At 39.2% G+C, this 18276-nt stretch carries 18 protein-coding genes; 9 read left to right on the plus strand and 9 right to left on the minus strand.

Annotation, left to right across the window (positions count from 1 at the left end; all coding sequences use genetic code 11):
* Positions 1-19: 19 nt before the first annotated feature.
* The 8 genes from PN450_RS05035 to PN450_RS05070 all read left to right on the plus strand — a co-directional run bounded on the left by PN450_RS05035 (position 20) and on the right by PN450_RS05070 (position 8613).
* The gene (locus PN450_RS05035) at positions 20-766 is read left to right on the plus strand and encodes a glycosyltransferase family protein (protein ID WP_210422232.1); all 747 of its coding nucleotides are present in this window, start codon (positions 20-22) and stop codon (positions 764-766) included.
* Positions 757-1893: a glycosyltransferase family 4 protein gene (locus tag PN450_RS05040; protein ID WP_271835609.1), complete on the plus strand. Its 1137-nt coding sequence runs from the start codon at positions 757-759 to the stop codon at positions 1891-1893. The genes PN450_RS05035 and PN450_RS05040 overlap by 10 nt, the downstream gene beginning before the upstream one ends.
* Positions 1894-2026: 133 nt before the next feature.
* Positions 2027-2944, plus strand: coding sequence for an FkbM family methyltransferase (locus PN450_RS05045; protein ID WP_271835610.1), 918 nt, complete (start codon positions 2027-2029; stop codon positions 2942-2944).
* Positions 2945-3200: 256 nt separating this feature from the next.
* Positions 3201-4622 (plus strand): hypothetical protein, encoded by a 1422-nt coding sequence (locus PN450_RS05050; protein ID WP_271835611.1) that lies wholly within the window; start codon positions 3201-3203, stop codon positions 4620-4622.
* A gap of 21 nt (positions 4623-4643) precedes the next feature.
* Entirely contained in the window at positions 4644-5906 is a 1263-nt protein-coding gene (locus PN450_RS05055) for a glycosyltransferase family 4 protein (protein WP_148765052.1), read from the plus strand.
* 39 nt (positions 5907-5945) lie between these two features.
* Positions 5946-7073, plus strand: coding sequence for a glycosyltransferase family 4 protein (locus PN450_RS05060; protein WP_271835612.1), 1128 nt, complete (start codon positions 5946-5948; stop codon positions 7071-7073).
* A gap of 320 nt (positions 7074-7393) precedes the next feature.
* On the plus strand, positions 7394-7615 hold the full coding sequence (locus PN450_RS05065) for a HetP family heterocyst commitment protein (protein ID WP_015081001.1): 222 nt from the start codon (positions 7394-7396) through the stop codon (positions 7613-7615).
* An 86-nt stretch (positions 7616-7701) separates the two neighbouring features.
* Complete coding sequence (locus tag PN450_RS05070) at positions 7702-8613, plus strand: indole-3-glycerol phosphate synthase TrpC (RefSeq protein ID WP_305791132.1); 912 nt, start codon at positions 7702-7704, stop codon at positions 8611-8613.
* Positions 8614-8655: 42 nt separating this feature from the next.
* On the opposite strand, the gene rfbB is transcribed toward PN450_RS05070, so the two are convergent.
* From rfbB to PN450_RS05115, 9 genes are all read right to left on the minus strand, one after another.
* Positions 8656-9678, minus strand: a complete 1023-nt coding sequence (gene rfbB, locus PN450_RS05075; RefSeq protein ID WP_148765058.1) for a dTDP-glucose 4,6-dehydratase — start codon at positions 9676-9678, stop codon at positions 8656-8658.
* 8 nt (positions 9679-9686) lie between these two features.
* Positions 9687-10688: a glycosyltransferase gene (locus PN450_RS05080; RefSeq protein WP_271835618.1), complete on the minus strand. Its 1002-nt coding sequence runs from the start codon at positions 10686-10688 to the stop codon at positions 9687-9689.
* Between the two features lie 104 nt (positions 10689-10792).
* Positions 10793-11431 (minus strand): DUF6391 domain-containing protein, encoded by a 639-nt coding sequence (locus PN450_RS05085; RefSeq protein WP_271835613.1) that lies wholly within the window; start codon positions 11429-11431, stop codon positions 10793-10795.
* A gap of 140 nt (positions 11432-11571) precedes the next feature.
* Entirely contained in the window at positions 11572-12069 is a 498-nt protein-coding gene (locus PN450_RS05090) for an FKBP-type peptidyl-prolyl cis-trans isomerase (protein ID WP_271835619.1), read from the minus strand.
* Between the two features lie 108 nt (positions 12070-12177).
* A complete protein-coding gene (locus tag PN450_RS05095) occupies positions 12178-12501 on the minus strand; it encodes a phasin family protein (RefSeq protein ID WP_015081007.1) in 324 nt (107 codons plus the stop codon).
* Positions 12502-12642: 141 nt separating this feature from the next.
* The gene (locus PN450_RS05100) at positions 12643-13197 is read right to left on the minus strand and encodes a methylmalonic aciduria and homocystinuria type D protein (protein ID WP_015081008.1); all 555 of its coding nucleotides are present in this window, start codon (positions 13195-13197) and stop codon (positions 12643-12645) included.
* A gap of 228 nt (positions 13198-13425) precedes the next feature.
* On the minus strand, positions 13426-14040 hold the full coding sequence (locus PN450_RS05105) for a cytochrome c oxidase subunit 3 (protein ID WP_271835614.1): 615 nt from the start codon (positions 14038-14040) through the stop codon (positions 13426-13428).
* A gap of 97 nt (positions 14041-14137) precedes the next feature.
* Positions 14138-15811: a cytochrome c oxidase subunit I gene (ctaD, locus tag PN450_RS05110; RefSeq protein ID WP_148765061.1), complete on the minus strand. Its 1674-nt coding sequence runs from the start codon at positions 15809-15811 to the stop codon at positions 14138-14140.
* A 94-nt stretch (positions 15812-15905) separates the two neighbouring features.
* The gene (locus PN450_RS05115; RefSeq protein WP_271835615.1) at positions 15906-16871 is read right to left on the minus strand and encodes a cytochrome c oxidase subunit II; all 966 of its coding nucleotides are present in this window, start codon (positions 16869-16871) and stop codon (positions 15906-15908) included.
* A gap of 416 nt (positions 16872-17287) precedes the next feature.
* Between PN450_RS05115 and PN450_RS05120 the strand changes: the two genes are divergently transcribed.
* The gene (locus PN450_RS05120) at positions 17288-18214 is read left to right on the plus strand and encodes a COX15/CtaA family protein (RefSeq protein ID WP_168697235.1); all 927 of its coding nucleotides are present in this window, start codon (positions 17288-17290) and stop codon (positions 18212-18214) included.
* The last annotated feature ends 62 nt before the right edge of the window (positions 18215-18276 follow it).

Here is an 18276-nt window from a genome sequence, read left to right on the forward strand (position 1 = left end):
GTCCGCTATCATTACCGCAATGACTGATCGTGAAAAACCCTTTTTGCGTGATACTGTGCAAGCGGTGATTTCAGACCCCGCCATTGGTCAAGTCATTCTCTGCATTGAAGAAAAGAATACTTGGGTAGAGACAACACTGGGTTCTCTAATCGCAGATCCCCGATTAGAAATTGCTCGGATGCCACTAGCCCCTCCAGGAGCGGTTCGCAATCAAGCTTTAAAATACGTAAAAATGACATGGGTAGCATACTGTGATGGTGACGATGTTTGGTGTCAGGAAAAAACGCTGATTCAACGTACCTATGCAAATAACTTAGGGTGCGATTTCGTCGGTGCTGACCACTACCTCACGAATGAAAAGGGCAGCATACGGGCGTTTGCTATGGCACGCTATCTTCCCTTGCCCTCATCGTGGATGGTACGAACTGAAACCATGAGACAGCATCCATTCAACGAATCGCTTTACGAAGCAGAATGTGGCGAGTGGTGGGTTCGTACCAGTGGTATCGTTCGCAAAGCAAGATGCCCGGAAATGCTTTTACGGTATCGTATTCGCTCAAGCAGTCTCAGTGCAAATACCCCATCCATGAGACGAAAGGCAAAAATTGTCACTTTGGCAAACATACCGGGACTTGGGGCAATAATTCTCTTTGTCACTTGGTTTATTTGGCTATTCTCTCGGAAGAAGACATACATCTGGCATAGAGGCTGGGGTCAACAACCATACAAAAACACTGACCAGAAGATGAAAAATCAATGCGAATAATGATTGTCCGACGAGTACCAGGAGCAGCATTTAGCCTAGATGTATATGCTGACAACCTAGTCGCAGGATTAAGGACGGTGCGACCCAATTGGGAAATTGCCGAAATTGCTCCCATTCCTTGGAATAGCTCTGACAAACTCTATCTATCAGGCTTAGGTATTAAAAAATATTATGAAACTTTTTGGCGACATCCCCGCGCTGTCTCTCAATTAGAGGCAGATATTTTTCATGTAATTGACCAAAGCGATGCTCATATCGTCTATGGACTACATCGAGCTAATAAGCCGGTAGTTGTCACCTGTCATGACTTGGTGCAGTTCATCTATCCAGAAATTTTGCGAGATCAATCACGGATTCCCGCATTGAGTACGGCTATGTGGAAATATTCAGTAAGTGGGATGGAAAAAGCAAATCATGTAATTGCAGTTTCTACCAATACGGCTGAAGATATCACCCGGATGTTAGAGATTAAACCAGAGAAAATCGCTGTTGCTCTCAATGGCATTACTTCAGAATTTCAAGTGCTTCCTACTTCAGAGGTGGCCGAGATTCGTAAGCAGTATACGCCCTCCCCTGACACTTTTTGCTTGCTGAATGTTGGTAGCACCCATCAACGCAAAAATATTTTGACAGTCCTGCGAGTATTAAAAGACTTAAAAGAACAGGGATTTCCAATATGTCTATGGAAAACAGGAGATAGATTTACGCAGGAGCAACAAGCCTTTATTCAAGCGCACGATCTGGAATCATATATCTTCAATTTAGGTAATCCAGACAAAGCCCGTCTAGTGCAAATTTACAATGCCGCTGATGTGCTTTTAGCTCCCTCTTTATATGAAGGATTTGGATTAACAATTGTGGAAGCAATGGCCTGTGGTACTCCTGTGATTACTTCTAATGTTTCATCTTTGCCAGAAGTAGTAGGAGATGCGGGGATAATGATCGATCCGAATTGTCCACAAGCGATCGCAGATGCAGTGATTGAGCTTTATAAAAACCCTGCTCTTTATGCAAACTTAATTGAGAAAGGACTATCTAGGTCACAGTTTTTTAACTGGCAAAATACAGCAGAGCAGGTAGCAACGATTTATGAGAAAACTTTTGTAACCTATAGGAATCTTCAATAATTTATAAAAAAATCAACTGTAAATTTTGCCAATTTGTCTACAATAACCCATACATTAGTGTTAATTTACAACTAGATAATTATTTAAAAGAGATTAGTAATATTTATCTTTTGAAATTAGATATTGAGGGGGTATGAAAAATATGATTTTGACTACTTTGCGTGCATTCACAAAGCATTATCCATTTCAGCAACCACGGGCAAGTTTATTGCGCAAACTACCAGATGTACCAAATAACTTTGGGGAATTTGAAGCCAAATATGGTATAAAATATGCCGCTTACCCATGCGGACAAGATTATATTGTTAAGAACTTATTCTGGTTTGGAGACTTTGAAACCTGGATTACTGTTGTAATTGGTCGTCTCATTCAGTCTGGGGATATTGTGTGTGACATAGGTGCAAATATTGGCGACACATCTCTCCAAATTTTGCCATATGTGGGTTCATCAGGTCATATTTATTGTTTTGAACCTGTTCCTCGACTGCAAGAATGTCTGATGGAAAATTTGAAGGCAAATTGCATTTCTTGCGTCACCTTAATTCCAAAAGCTCTGTCAAATTACTCTGGACAAATAACAATGACAGTGGAATCGGTGCAACCTGGATGGTCACATATTAAAAAAGACGATGAAGATACTACTCTTCCACACTTCGCTATCAAGGGATCAACTCGCGAAAATATCAAGGTAGATGTTACTACTTTTGATGCCTGGTTAGAGGAAAATAATATATCTCAGGTAGCTCTTTGCAAGATAGATGTTGAAGGACATGAGCTTGAGGTATTTGAGGGGATGAAAAAAGCCCTTCATGAACATAAAATCGGAAGCATTGTTTTTGAACGACATGAGAATTGTAATGCTACAGATACAGTTGTTCAGCTTCTTCATAGTTATGATTATAAACTTTTCAGAATATACAAAAGCTTTCTTAAAACGGAGGTTGTAGACTTGCTAAGTGATCGAACTTATTTACGGGGAACATCTGATTATGTTGCAGTTCTAAAAGGCAGCGTATTCGAGGAACGTTTAAGTTATCTAATTAGGCATTAATGAATTTTGAAGGCACTATCACAGGGAGCATCCACTTTTGGCGGATAGCCTTTTTTAGATGAACCATATAGTAGGGTTTTTGGAGTGCGAGAATTATGTTTCTTCCAAAAGTGGATGCTCCCCTACCACATCTCATTGAGAATCAGTATAAATTACATATATTACTCTATCTCCTGTTTTGACTCTATCAAGGTTTATTTATTGCATCAAATGGAAAAATTCTATATACATTCTCCAGTCATACAATAGGCAAATTATGTATTTGCATTCACCCACAACTAAGAAACCAAAAAAGAAAGGATGGATTGATAATACAAGCTTAATTATCCTTGCCTTTTCCGTAGTTTTCTACTCCCGTATTTTTTGTGCCATTACTCGCGCTCCTTCAATCCTGAACCTTGCTCACTTCGCAGTTGTTCCCTTTGTTTTAGGAGTTGTATTATTTACCAGTCGGGCAAAAGATCGCAAACAAATTAATATTGCCTATTCTTTTGTATTAGGACTTTTGATTTTTCTGGTCGCAGTTTTAGCTAGTGCATTATGGAATAACACAGGCTTGATTAACGCAATTGTCTCTTTCATGATGCTTTGCGAACCCTTTATTTTCCTCTTGTCCATCGTCTGTATTCCTATGTCTGCGGAATCCATTACCCGCATCAAGAAGTGGCTGATGTGGTCTGCTGTGATTAACTTTGTTCTTGCTGCTTTCCAGAAACCCCTAATTGATGCCGGGAAACTCTATGCGAAGGGACTGAATGGAACAGACGGATGTGGCGGGGTTTTTTTTCCTACGGGGGCTGGGAATTATGTATCGGCTTCGGTATCAGTTGCCTTTGCTTTATATTTCTTCACTAATGAAAAAACTTTTCCATTATGGATGAGAATCGCGGCAATTCTCGCTGCTTTTTGGCAGATTCTATTTTCTGATTCTAAACAACTTTTGCTTGGCTATCTAATTGCCTGGGGTCTTTTAGTTTTAGCCAATGCCCAGGATTTTGGTAAAACTATAAAATTGCTGAGTGCGATCGCTATCTTCGGATACGGATTTCTTTGGTGTGTACAAAACTTAGAAGCATTTGCTGGATTTACATCTTGGGCGCGACCGGAACTTTACGGATTAGATGGTTATGCTTGGTATACCAAATTTTACTCAGTGCGTTCTATTGTATCTCATTATCAATCATCTCTGGATTGGTTATTTGGTCTAGGTCCTGGACATACTGTCAGCCGTCTAGGAGTATGGTTTCTTAGAGATTATTGGTCTATACTCGGACCACTAGGTGCTACCACCAATCCAATTGGTCAGGAAGGAATGGATTTTTGTGTTAGTTCTTGGCTTTGTTCTGGTTCTAGTCTCTTCAGCCCCATTTTTGGCTGGGCTGGAATATGGGGAGATTTAGGACTGTTAGGTGTAGGAGCATACCTATTTCTCTGCTATTTAGCCTGGCAACATTTTGGACTAGATGATTCTTTAAAAGTTACTTTACTAACTGTTCTCGTCATGGGTTTTATTTTTACTCAATTGGAAGAACCGGGTTTCATGCTCTCTATCGCCTTTATGGTAGGAATACCATGGCAAGAACAACGATTGAAGAAACAGACACGGCAGAGGCAGGAAACAGGGAATAGGGAGCAGGGGGAATATTTCTTGTCTCTTACCTTGCCCGAAGAGCGTTAACTACTCAATACAAGTATAAATATGAAAATTTTAATGTCTGCTTACTCTTGTGAACCTGGTATGGGTTCTGAACCTGGTGTGGGTTGGAATATTGCCCGCGAAGCTGCTAAATACCATGAAGTCTGGGTACTCACTCGACCCGATGAGAGTCAGGATATCATCAACGCAGAATTAGCACGTCACCCTGTTCCCAATCTTCACTTTGTTTACTTTACCCTCCCCTTTTGGCAAGATAGCCGACGCTGGGGACAGTCTGGGGGAATGCAGTTTCACTATTACCTCTGGCAAATTCAAGCCTATTTTGTCGCCCGTGACTTACATCAGAAAATTGGCTTTGACTTGAGCCATCATGTCACCTTTGTTAAGTATTCCAGTCCTTGCTTCCTCTCACTCCTACCCATTCCCCTTGTTTGGGGTCCTGTAGGTGGTGGAGAATCAGCACCAGCAAGCTTTTGGCAGGATTTTAGCTTAAATGGCAAAATTTACGAAATTGCTCGTAGCGGCGCTCGCTGGCTGGGAGAAAAAGACCCCTTTGTCCGTCTGACTGCTCAAAGAAGTGCTGTAGTCCGAGCCACAACTAAAGATACAGCCCAGTGTCTCTATAAAATGGGTGTGAATCATGTGCATATTTTGCCGGAATCAGGGTTATCGGCGGCAGACATAGACCATCTAAATCAATATGAAATCCCTAATGAGCCAATAGTAAAATTTATCAGCATGGGTAGACTTTTGCATTGGAAAGGCTTTCATTTAGGATTGCGTGCCTTTGCTCAAGCGAATCTACCAAATACAGAATACTGGATTGTGGGAGACGGACCCCAATGGCATCACCTGCAAACTTTGGCATCAGATTTAGGAATTGCTAAAAAAGTTAAATTTTGGGGTAGGTTGCCTCGTGAAAAGGCTTTAGATTTATTAAAAGATTGTCATGTGCTAGTTCATCCCAGCTTACATGATTCTGGTGGGTGGGTCTGTATGGAAGCAATGGCAGCAAGTCGTCCTATCATCTGTTTAGATCTAGGGGGACCTGCTGTTCAAGTTACAGATGAAACTGGTTTTAAGATTACTGCTAATGAACCATATCAAGCTGTCCGTGATTTAGCGGCCGCAATGATTCATTTAGTTCAAAACCCAGAACTAATAGTGAGTATGGGTCAGGCAGGTCGGAAACTAGTCAATGAAAACTACAGTTGGCAGATTGTCGGAGAGCGTTTGCACAAACTTTATTTAGAGATTGCTATCAAGAAAGTATCAGGAACTAATGTTGAATCTGAAGTTTTTTGAACCTAAATTTAACTAATTAATTTTTCCCACTTGGATAATATGCACATATTAATTGCTGCTTTACACAGACCAACAAAACCAACGGGTGTTTGCCGACACGCTGCAAATCTAGCTCAATGTTTGGCTGATACTCCAGAGGTTAGCAAGGTGACTTTAATTGTCGGAACATGGCAGAAAGATTACTTTGAACAATTTTTTCATTCCCCAAAAATTCAATTAATTACTGTAGATGTTAAAAATAGTTCTTTAGCAAGAAATATCTGGTTTTTATTTGGTTTACCAAAATTGGTAAAGCATTTAAATCCTGATATTGTCCATTTATCTTTTCCTTTTCCTTTTTTACGACCACTTTTTCCTTGTCCTATTGTTTCGACAATTCACGATTTGTATCCTTATGAAAAACCAGAGGTTTTTGGCTATCCAAACGTGATCTTTAATCGCTTGTTTTTAAAACAATGTATAGAACATAGTGATGGTCTTACCTGTGTTTCTAAATCTACTTTAAGCAGTCTTAAATCCTATTTTCCCAAAACTCAAACACTCAAACCCATTACTGTTATTTATAATTACGTGGATTTTAGTAATATTGTTGCTGAACCACCTCATAATTTAGATATTAGTGATCATGATTCTTTTCTGTTATGTGTCGCTCAACATCGAAAAAATAAAAATATAGATTTGTTAATTCAATCATTTTCTTTTTTAAAGAAAAATGGTTATTTAAAAGATGAGACTAAGCTAATAGTTGTTGGTAGTACAGGACCAGAAACAGAGAGTTTAGTTAATCAAATTCAGCATCTATCTCTTCAAAATCAAGTGCTGCTAATTCATGCAATTAAAGACCATGAATTATGTTGGTTATATCAAAAGTGTGAAATTTTTGTGGCCGCTTCATCTCAAGAAGGATTTTGTTTACCATTAGCAGAAGCTCTATATTTTTCTTGTCAAGTAGTTTGCTCAGATATTCCCATATTTAGAGAAATTGGTAGTTCTAGCTGTTGTTATTTTGATGTTGAACGTGATACTGTCAAAAATCTCTCACAAGCCATTATTTCTACTTTAGAACAGCCCGTAAATAGAACTGCTAATGATCTTCAATTTTCTAAATTGGATGTAGCAAATCAATATCTAAAATTTTACTCTACATTTTCCTTTATTAGTCAGTAGGGATTTTTAACTGAAAAGTATCCTGGAGGGGCTTAGTATTTCTAAACCCCTTGCTTGCCATGCAACTGAAAAAAATTAACATAAAAAAGAGAAAAATATTATATAATTATTCCCGTTAAATTTACACTTAAAATTATCATCTGCTGACAGTTAATTAAATGTAAAAAATAAGAGCGAAAAAATCATCAAGTTAATCAAAAAATAATTCATGTATTAGGAGGGTAATTTTCGGTAGTCTTAAAAAGAAGCCTTTGCTGATAAGTATCAGGAAAGTCTTCAAAAAAATTGGATGATTGTTGTTACCAACAGGAGTGCAGATTATGAGTCAAAATTTTAACGATTATAATTCATCTGTTCATAAAAAAATCAAGACTGAACAAATAGAGCAAATAATCAAAGCGATTATATCTGGTAAATATTCTTGGGCTTGTGTTCTAGTTTTACAATTTGCTGGTTACAATCCTATGGACTATATCCCCTATCGTACTTATATCAGATTACTTAAAACTAACTGCTTGCTTGGTAATTCTCAGCAAAATTAACCACCTATCAGCAAAGTTGACAGGTTTGATTTGAAATTAAAGTAGTTGCGTTTTAAACATGGATTTGTGAGAATTTTTTCTGAAAAATAAGAAGGAAAGGTGAAGATTCATCAATAAAAATTTATGACTATCATGCCGATTTTATGATCTACCCAACCACAAGTTATAATCATCAAATGCAAGCAATTATTCAAGAAATTGTGTGGCAGAAAAAACTAGAAGTTGCACAAATACAAAAAGATATGTCTTGGGCTTCCTTGCAACGTCAGTTAACTGCTGCTCCTACTGTCCGGGACTTTTTTACGGCTTTGCAGTTGAGTATTTATAAACCTAGTTTAATTGCAGAAGTGAAAAAAGCATCACTTTATCATAGTGTAATTAGACCAGATTTTGATCCAGTTACTATTGCTCAGGCTTATAAAAAAGGAGGAGCATCTTGTGTATCTGTTGTCACTGATCAAAAGTTTTTTCATGGTGGGTTTGATCACCTTCGTGCTATCAGATATCGCGTAGGAATACCTCTACTTTGCAAAGATTTTATCATTGATCCTTGCCAAATTTATTTAGCCCGTTCCGCTGGTGCAGATGCAATATTATTAATTGCTGCTATTCTGACAGATAAGCAATTACAAAACTTCTTACGAGTGATTCACTACTTAGGGATGAATGCTGTCATCCAAGTTCATAACTTAAATGATTTGGATAGGGTTCTCGCATTAGAAGATGTCAGGATAGTTTCCATTGATAACCAGAGTTTAAGTGATTTTAATACCAATATTAACACTACTCAGGAATTATTGGCAGCTAGGCGATCGCAACTTCAAAACCTAGGAATTTTAGTCATCAGTGAATCAGGTATAGAAACCCCCGATGATTTATCATTTGTTGCTGAAATTGGTGTACAAACAGTGATCATCGGAGAATCTTTGCTTAAAGAAAATGATTTAGAAGTAGCTGTCAGAAATTTACTCCAATCCAAATTTCCTATTCATTATTAAGAAGAATTAAGGATTGGGTAGTAATTGATAATTACGAATTTCTCATAACAAAGGTTTCCACCAATCATGATTATTCAGATACCATTCTACAGTTAAACGTAACCCTTCATTAATTGTCACGGATGGAGTCCAACCAAATTCTGTTTTTAGCTTATTGGCATTAATAGCATATCTTCGATCATGTCCAGGTCTATCCTTCACAAAAGTAATTAATTTTTCCGCTGGATATACTGGTAAATCTGGTGCTAATTCATTCATGATTTCACATAAACTTTGTACCAGACTGATATTTTCAACTTCGTTATTACCACCAATATTATAATTTTCTCCTGGTTTTCCTTGATGGATTACCACATCTAAAGCCCGACAGTGATCAACTACATATAACCAATCTCGAACATTTTTTCCATCACCATAAATAGGTAATTCTTTACCAGTTAAAATGTTAATACACATCAAAGGAATTAGCTTTTCGGGAAATTGAAAAGCACCATAATTATTAGAGCAATTAGTGATAATTGTCGGTAATTTATAAGTATGATAATAAGCCCGAACTAAATGATCACTCCCAGCTTTTGAGGCTGAATAAGGACTATTGGGACTATAAGCTGTAGTTTCTGAAAACGCTGGTTCATCTGAAGTGAGACTACCATAAACTTCATCTGTAGAAACATGAAGAAATAGGTAATTATCAGGTTGTGTTTTTGCTTCCCAATGTTGACGAAAAGCTTCTAAAAGAGTAAAAGTTCCTACTACATTAGTTTGGACAAATGCAGCAGGTCCAGTAATTGACCGATCAACGTGAGATTCGGCGGCAAAATGGGCTATAGTATCTATATTTTCTGCTAAGAGTAATTTATCAACTAAAGAGCGATCGCATATATCCCCTTGGACAAACCGGAAATTCTCTCTTTCTGCAACTGATGCTAAATTATGGCGATTTCCAGCATAGGTAAGAGCATCCAATACCACTAATTTATCATTTGGATAAGCTTGACACCAATGATGGACAAAATTCGCTCCAATAAACCCAGCTCCCCCTGTCACCAATAATCGTCTATTCATGAGATTCCTTAATTACTTTGTAAATATTTCTTTTTAATTTTACCAAAAATTCTCTGTATAAACAATTTTGCTAACCGAATTTTTGTCAAATTGGCAATTGGATTTGAGTAATTATTTTCATGAGTAAAGAAATCATTAATTTCTGTTAAAATTACCCGCAAGCGTTGGATAATATTCTCAGTTCTATATTCTGCTAATACATTTTCAGATAAAGTCAATGATGTAGAAGATGCTAAAACTTTCAAAATTCTATCTACGTCATATTCCAAAGCATAACCAGCGATTTTATAACAATTAAATCCTGGATCTAAATAATCAGATAATCCCCCATTGACACTAGAAAACACCTGACAACCACAAGCTAATGCTTCCATTGGTTGTAAACCAAATCCTTCGCTAACTCCTTGTAATTTCCAATATTCCGCCGAATCATAAAGATAAACTTTAGTGCGATTAAATAAAGCTGGTAAATCTTCTACATAACTATCAATAACCAACACCTTACATTTTTTTTCTAAAGCTGGAATTAATGACTTAATTAAATATTCTGAAGATTTCCGCGTTTGAACTAAAACATCAATATCTCGATTTTGATGTAAATTAGTAAATTCATGACTAATTTGATTAGGTAAATAATAAATTAGAGAATTTGGTGCTTGTTGTCCCCAATAACCTAGAGAATTTCTGCTAACTGTAATTATGGGAATACTCGATGGTAAATTAATCTTATAACCTGCACTGTGAGCATGATAAATTACATGATATTTTTGCAATTTAGATGCAAGTTTACCAACATCAAATCCCCAACTAATCACAAAAATTACATCATCTAAATTTTCCTCTTGCAATAAATCGTCTAAAAACAATTTATCTGATTCCCGCTGACGATAAGTAACTACTTCAGCAGCACAAATCTGTTGAGCTAAAGTAACCGTTTTCAACTCCGCCCAAAGACCACCACAAGCAAATTTACCATCTGTCCCCGGAACTAAAAAGTAAAGCTTTTTCATAATACTAAATATTAAATTTTCTTCCTTCTTTCTTCTTCCTTCGTGTTCTTCGTTCCTTTGTGGTTCATTAATTCTTGATTGATTAACTCCTGATTTATTAACTCCTATTTTTCCCAAGATACCTTAACAAAATGACTTTCCTTTCCCCAAAAATCACGAGCAATAGTAATATTTTCAACAGCCAAATTAAAAGGGATAGAAGTTGTAATATAACGCTGAGTGAGCATTCCTAAATCCGGTGCAATTTCCGCTGCGGCCATTGCTACTAAACCTAAGCCAATAAGTTGTTCAATTGGTCGAAACGGCAACATAAAAGGTACAGTTACCGATAGTCCAGCAGTTAATAACATAGCCACAGATACATTTGTGCCACAACGGGGATGTATAGCTAAATCCCATTCTCCACTGGTAAGACGATGTTTAGCTAATGTTACCGCGCGGCGCAAATCATTAATATTCACATCACCATATAGAAAAAATCCCTGTTCGGTAGACAAACCACCTAATAATTCATCATCTAATTGCGTATTAGTGCTTGTTCCTGGTGGTGAATAGGGTTTTTTATTGTCCCCTAATACCCAAACCGTAGCGTGTTCTAGAGCGTGAACTTGACGTAACATGAGAATTTCTTTCAACCCAGGAATAAAAGATAGCTGTTGGAGTAAATCAGCATCTTGGCTGGGGTGAGGTGCGAGAAAGTCAAAGCTAAAGGAAGATGATTCGTCCAAATAAGCAGTATTCATATCACACTCAAGTTGATGAAGTAATATATGTTTTTTAACCAGGACTATGGCGGGCTAGAAGCCCACCCCACAATAAATATATAACTTTTGTGGGGTGGGCATCCTGTCCGCCAATCTTATATTTAATTGTGTCTATCTACCTATTTAATGCCTAACAATTCCACATCAAAAATTAAAGTAGAGTAGGGGGGAATCACACCACCAGCACCACGCGCACCATAACCTAATTGTTCAGGGATAATTAATTGGCGACGGCCACCTACTTTCATAGTGATTACGCCTTCGTCCCAACCTTTAATTACTTGTCCTACACCAATTTTAAAGCTAAAGGGTTTACCGCGATCGCGCGAACTATCAAATTTAGTCCCATCTTCTAAAGTACCGATATAGTGAACCTCAACGGTTTGGCCAGTTTGGGGAATTGCGCCCGTTCCCTCGACTAGTTCCACATATTTTAATCCAGAGTCGGTAGTAACAACTTCAGCTTCAGACATAGTATTGCTCTTTATTAGAGTATTGTTTTCTTGAGTGACAGTGGTGGTTGGTTGTGCTGGGGAAGAATTACCGATTGCAGTGATTGCAGTATCTTTTTGACCACTAATTTGGGTAAATACTAAAACGCCAACACATACCAGCATTAACACCACGCTGAGGAAAATTCCTTTCAAAATCAGCCCTCTCTGTTTTAATTACTGATGATCAGATTACCGATAGAACACAAATTAGTTTAAATCAGAAATGACCGTTTAGCGCCACAGCTTATTTTCCAAATCCCGAACCTGACGCTCTAAACGGTCAATTCTTCCCCGTAATTCATCTACTTCTGACTGACGGGCAACTCCCAAGTCCTGCATCATATTCCGCATTTGTCGGTGCATTTGCTCATCCCAATTACCTTGTTCAGACTGTAATTGGGTAACAAGATCATCCATTACCGCCTTAGCTTGCTCAGGATTGAGTTTACCGTCTTTAACCAGTTCATCACTGACTTCTTTCAGTTTATCTGCAACTAAAGAAGTTGTGCCAATACCCAACATCATTAACTGTTGCAACCAATTGTTACTATCCATACTCCCTTCCTCTGACTAAAAGCTTCGTAATTCTAGCCTACACATTTATTTTGTCAGTTGTCAGTTGTCAGTTGTCCTTTGTCAGTGGAAAAAATCTTATTCCTACCTCCTCCTCTACCTCCCCTACCTCCCCTTGCTCTACTAAACCTCTATCCAACCGTGCATTGGTGCTATGGCTTTAGTGACTGATTCAATGATGTCTGGAGGTGCTTCTGAAAGCATGACACTGGGATAAACAGCAGTTCCCCATTGAGGATGCACAAGAACATGGCATTTATTTTCAATTGCGGGATACTTGAGTAAGGCTTGGGCTACTGCTGTATCATCGTGGGGAACTAAGCCAGAATGAGACAGTAATGGATAACCTGTCCGGGGATCTATCAAGTCTGTTAAATACCCGCGGTCGCGCAAATTAAATGCCAAATCGCAACCAAAACGCATAAATTTTTCCCGCAGCTTTTCCTTTTCTATTTCTGTTTCTGTGGTCATTTCTTCTAGAGAATATTGTGATTGCTGTAAAACAACCACTACCCACAAAAACTGCTGCTGTTTCCAATCTGGTAAGATCTGTTCGCAATTGGCACAGATATATGGACTGGGAGTATGAATAGAAATCTCTACAGCTTGTCCTGTTTTGCCAACTAAATGAATAGGACAGCTAGGCTGTGAAATACAAACTGGGGGATAAGACACCACATTAATTCGGTTTATGAAAGTTTTTAAATTTATCTTTGCTAAAAATAATAACTCTTAAATCTCCAAATAAATCATCAAATTTTGCGAATAATTAGATGAGGACAATTATTTACTCTAATGGAAGCATCCAAGCAAGTTGAGAAAGTTTAAAGAGAGAAAATAAAAAACCCCCAAAGAGAGGGGGATTGTAGGTTATTCGAGTGGAGTGAACAACTAAGTAATAAATACCTAGAGTAAATAGAGTAATCCGAACAAAATAATCCAAATTACATCTACAAAATGCCAGTAAATTTCCGCTGCTTCAATCCCGAATCGTTTCTCATTGCTGTAGTGTCCAGGAGTACGCGATCGCCACAACACTGCTAAAATCGCTAAAACACCGATAGTAACGTGCAAACCGTGAAAACCAGTCAACACATAAAACGTACTAGCGAATAAATTGGTAGTCAGACTAAACTCTAAATGAGCATATTCATAAACCTGACCTGCCAAAAAAATCGCCCCCATAACTGCGGTAATTGCCAACCAAACCCGCATTCCCTTAGTATCATTCTTTTTAATAGCCGTATCAGCATTGTGCATCACAAAACTACTAGCTATCAAAATAGAAGTATTCACAGTCGGTAACAACAATTCCAATTCCGGTGTCCCTACTGGTGGCCAAACCGGAATAGTAGAACGGTAAGTCAGGTATGCACCAAACAAACCCATAAAAATCATTCCCTCAGCCACAAGGAACATAAATAGACCAGTCAAACGATGATCTGGATGTTCCTCATGATGAGAAACAGTTGTGTGGTGACTTAATTCAGTTTTCCCCGTGTCAATAATTTGACCTTGCATAAATTAGTAATTGGTAATGGGTAATTGGTAATGGGTAATTGGTAATGGGTAATTGGTTTTTTATTTCCTTTTTCCCCTTACCTTTCCCCCTTATCCCCTAAAGTGCTGATTCAGTTTGGGGAGTTAACACAGATTCAGTTTCCACCCGTTCCTCACTCACCCCATAATCGTATGGACCAGTAGTCAAAACCGGAAGAGTTTCAAAATTCTCAATACTGGGAGGAGAAGAAGTCATCCATTCCAAAGTTAACGCTTGCCAAGGATTATTACCGGCTTTTTCCCCATAGAACCAAGACCAAACGGCATTGATGATAAATGGTAACGTCGAAACCGCCAATATATAAGATCCGTAGGTACAGATTTCATTCAAAGCCGTGAACTTAGGATCATATTCAGCAATCCGGCGATTCATCCCCATGAGTCCGAGTTTGTGCATGGGTAAGAAAGTCATATTTAAACCAATCATGGTTAAGGCAAAATGCACCTGACCCCAAAATTCGTTCATTTTCCGTCCCGTCATTTTCGGGAACCAGTGATAAATAGCCGCAAAAATCCCTAACACACTACCACCAAACAAAACATAGTGGAGATGTGCCACCACAAAGTAAGTATCGTGAACGTGAATATCAAAAGGAACAGCAGCCAACATTACGCCACTAATGCCACCAATCACAAAAGTTGCTAAAAAGCCGATAGCAAACAACATGGGACTATTGAGGCGAATTTTGCCACCCCAAATAGTAGCTAACCAACCGAAAATTTTAATCCCAGTGGGGACAGCGATGATCATTGTCGTGATCATGAAAAACATCCGCAACCAACCAGGGACACCACTGGTAAACATATGGTGCGCCCAGACGATTAAGCCTAAGAAGCTGATAGCTAGGGATGAAAAAGCGATCGCTTTATAGCCAAAAATCGGTTTACGGGCATGAATTGGCAGAATTTCCGAAATTGCCCCAAAGAAAGGCAAAATCATAATATAAACCGCTGGGTGAGAATAGAACCAGAACATATGCTGATAAACAACAGGATCTCCGCCCCCAGAGGGATTAAAAAAGTTTGTTCCTGCCAACAAATCAAAACCCAACAAAATCAAAGCCGCAGCTAATACTGGTGTAGATACCAACACTAAAGCCGAAGTTGCTATCATCGCCCAACAAAACAACGGCATTTGAAAGATGCCCATACTAGGAACACGCATCTTCCAAATGGTGACGAGAAAATTCATCGCCCCCAAAATCGAAGAAGTTCCCAATAGCAAGATACTCATAATCCAAATCCCCTCACCCACCTGGCCTGTCACCAAACTCAGCGGCGGGTAAGAAGTCCAACCAGCATCGGGGGCATCACCTACCGCCAAACTAGCAACCAGTAATACACCTGCTGGGGGAACCATCCAAAAAGCTACCGCATTCAGGCGCGGAAATGCCATATCTCTCGCCCCAATCATCAGCGGGATTAAATAGTTAGCAAATCCCGCCCCTGTTGGCACAATCCACAAAAAAATCATGATTGTGGCATGGAGGGTAAACAGGCTGTTATAGACTTCTGGCGTGACAAAATCTACCTCTGGAGTCCGTAATTCTGTCCGCACTAAATCAGCCATTACGCCGCCAATGCAGTAAAAAACAAACGAAGTGACCAGATATTGAATTCCAATCACCTTATGGTCGGTACTAAAACCGAAAAAGTCTCGCCAATGCCTTTCCTCATGTTCTTCAGCATGGTTAGGGACATTAGCAATTTCTTCTAACTGTGCCTGTGTCATATTTTAAAAAAGTTTGTAGGGGCGCAGGGCCTGCGCCCATGTATTTTGTGCGCCCATGTATTTTGTAACCACTGCAACTCAAGTAATTCTTAAACTACTTAATTTGATGCAGAATTTCTGAGTGAATGCCCATATCCTGAGTGTAAGGAGAGAGAAATTCATCGGCAGTCATGGCCATGGAATTCATTGCTACCGCTTGATTGGGGATATCTTTACCAGCAAGTAGCTGTTCTTGCATCCAACTATCAAAAGCTGCTTGTGTCTCTACCACAACTTGGCTTTTCATCACCCCGTGGTAAGGTCCACACAGTTCAGCACAAATTAGTTGATAATCACCCGCTTTTCTGGGAGTAAAACGCAAATTGGTTTGTCTACCAGGAATGGCATCCTGTTTCACCCGAAATTCTGGAATCCAAAAGGCGTGGATAACATCACTGGCTGTCATGTTGATTTCCACTGTTTTGCCAATGGGTAAATGCAATTCACCTGTTGTTACGTCATTATCTGGATAGGTAAATAACCAAGCATATTGCATTCCAGAGACGTTAATGGTTAATTCTGCTGGTTTTTTAACGGCATCAGCATCGGTATCTAATTGTGATACTTGTCCAGATGCTTCTGTACTGATGAGGGTGGCAGCCATTGCCGTTCCCGGCATATTCATGGCATTTTCCATCATCGGGGCAGCATGAGCCGAATGGGGATCAAAGCCACCCATGTTGTTATATACATCAAAACTGTAGAGAGAAATACCGATAACGATAATTGCGGGGATCGCTGTCCAGAGTATCTCTAGAGGCACATTACCTTCAATTGCTGGCCCATCTGCATTGTCACCAGCCCGACGACGATATCTAATAACAGCGTAAATTAAAACACCTTCAACAATCAAAAATATGCCTGTAGAAACAGTCATCATGGTGTTGAATAGACCATCTACCAAGGGGGCTTCGTCTGAGGCCGCTACAGGTAATAGACCGTGATTTTGACCGTACCAGAGACTGGCGAGGGTGAGGACAATGCCAATGAGTAATGTCCAGATTGCATTTGGAATTTTCACGGCTGATTTCTTGATTAATTGACTATTTTATCTGTAAGTTACTTCACTTGTTAAAGTAACTCTACATACTAAGGTAGTGCAGGCAATGAGATATAGTATCCGCTGGTCTGAAATCTTTATTAATTTTTTCGATTAAGAACACAATTTTGAGTACAAGGGAGATAAGTTGTCTTGCCCAGGTTAGATGACAATTAGGCAAAAAATTTTCAGAAATTTCCATTAATTCCCATTGATTAATTATTTCTATCTGCAAAACAGCACGAAATCTTACAGCGGAAACTAGCTAAAGTGATCCAAAGTGTAAGGGAAAGCTGATTTCTATATTCTGACCTATAGGTTAGGGTAAGTAGAAGTCGGGACTAAATCAAAATAGAAAATTTTCAATTTCCAGCACAAGCGGTCCAAAGGTATTGTTAATGAACGAATTTGTCCTAGAACAACAAAATAAAGCGGCCACAGTAGCACAACAGCCCCAGGAGATGATTCGTCGCTTGGTGTGGAAAATATGCGTAGCCACCTTAATTTTGATGGCTATAGGCAGTGCCACCCGCGTTATGAATGCTGGACTCGCTTGCCCTGATTGGCCTTTGTGCTATGGGGAGTTAGTTCCAGCCAAACAAATGAATCTCCAAGTGTTTTTGGAGTGGTTTCATCGCCTGGATGCAGCTTTAATTGGTTTTAGTGCGATCGCCCTTTGTGGTTTATCCTGGTGGCATCGTCAACATTTACCCAAGTGGCTACCCTGGGCTTCCACATTTGCCCTGTTTTTAATTGTCTTCCAAGGGATTCTGGGAGGACTGACTGTAACTGAATTATTGCGGTTTGATATCGTTACCGCCCATTTAGGAACAGCGTTACTATTTTTCACTACGTTGTTAATTATCGGTACAAGTTTGATTCCCTATCAAGGCACGGGAACAGTAGGAAAGTTGCCTTGGGTGGGTTTAACTGCTGCTGTTTGCGTCTACTTACAAAGTTTATTGGGTGCAATAGTCGGTTCTCGTTGGGCTTTGCACCAATGTTTGTCCGGGGAACAACTTTGTGATGTCATGTACAGCCATATTTTTGGCGTAGTACCCCCAACCATCGCTACTTTAGCAGTTGTTTTAATTTCTTGGCGCACACCAGCCCTACATCCGGCTTTGCGAAAACTGGCAAATCTGGCTGGTGGCTTGTTGATTTTACAACTTCTTTTGGGTGTGGCTACCTTCCGTTTACATTTACAAGTTGAATCCCTTACCGTTTCTCACCAAGCTATCGGTGCGACTTTACTGGGGACTTTAGTAGTATTTACAGTTTTATCACTGCGGGATGGTTTGCTTCCTCAGTCACAAACACAGTAACTCCTTCTTCCTCCTTCTTCCTCCTTCTTCCTCCTGACTCCTGACTCCTGACTCCTGACTCC

This window comes from Dolichospermum lemmermannii CS-548 (assembly GCF_028330815.1).
In the GTDB taxonomy this organism is placed as follows: Bacteria; Cyanobacteriota; Cyanobacteriia; order Cyanobacteriales; family Nostocaceae; genus Dolichospermum; species Dolichospermum lemmermannii.

Coding starts and splice junctions, on each gene's coding strand:
- PN450_RS05120 (WP_168697235.1), top strand. CDS start 17,288: ATGAACGAATTTGTCCTAGAACAACAAAATAAAGCGGCCACAGTAGCA.
- rfbB (WP_148765058.1), bottom strand. CDS start 9,678: ATGAATAGACGATTATTGGTGACAGGGGGAGCTGGGTTTATTGGAGCG.
- PN450_RS05055 (WP_148765052.1), top strand. CDS start 4,644: ATGAAAATTTTAATGTCTGCTTACTCTTGTGAACCTGGTATGGGTTCT.
- PN450_RS05040 (WP_271835609.1), top strand. CDS start 757: ATGCGAATAATGATTGTCCGACGAGTACCAGGAGCAGCATTTAGCCTA.
- PN450_RS05090 (WP_271835619.1), bottom strand. CDS start 12,069: ATGCTGGTATGTGTTGGCGTTTTAGTATTTACCCAAATTAGTGGTCAA.
- PN450_RS05060 (WP_271835612.1), top strand. CDS start 5,946: ATGCACATATTAATTGCTGCTTTACACAGACCAACAAAACCAACGGGT.
- PN450_RS05105 (WP_271835614.1), bottom strand. CDS start 14,040: ATGCAAGGTCAAATTATTGACACGGGGAAAACTGAATTAAGTCACCAC.
- ctaD (WP_148765061.1), bottom strand. CDS start 15,811: ATGACACAGGCACAGTTAGAAGAAATTGCTAATGTCCCTAACCATGCT.
- PN450_RS05085 (WP_271835613.1), bottom strand. CDS start 11,431: ATGAATACTGCTTATTTGGACGAATCATCTTCCTTTAGCTTTGACTTT.
- PN450_RS05050 (WP_271835611.1), top strand. CDS start 3,201: ATGTATTTGCATTCACCCACAACTAAGAAACCAAAAAAGAAAGGATGG.
- PN450_RS05045 (WP_271835610.1), top strand. CDS start 2,027: ATGAAAAATATGATTTTGACTACTTTGCGTGCATTCACAAAGCATTAT.
- PN450_RS05095 (WP_015081007.1), bottom strand. CDS start 12,501: ATGGATAGTAACAATTGGTTGCAACAGTTAATGATGTTGGGTATTGGC.
- PN450_RS05035 (WP_210422232.1), top strand. CDS start 20: ATGACTGATCGTGAAAAACCCTTTTTGCGTGATACTGTGCAAGCGGTG.
- PN450_RS05080 (WP_271835618.1), bottom strand. CDS start 10,688: ATGAAAAAGCTTTACTTTTTAGTTCCGGGGACAGATGGTAAATTTGCT.
- PN450_RS05065 (WP_015081001.1), top strand. CDS start 7,394: ATGAGTCAAAATTTTAACGATTATAATTCATCTGTTCATAAAAAAATC.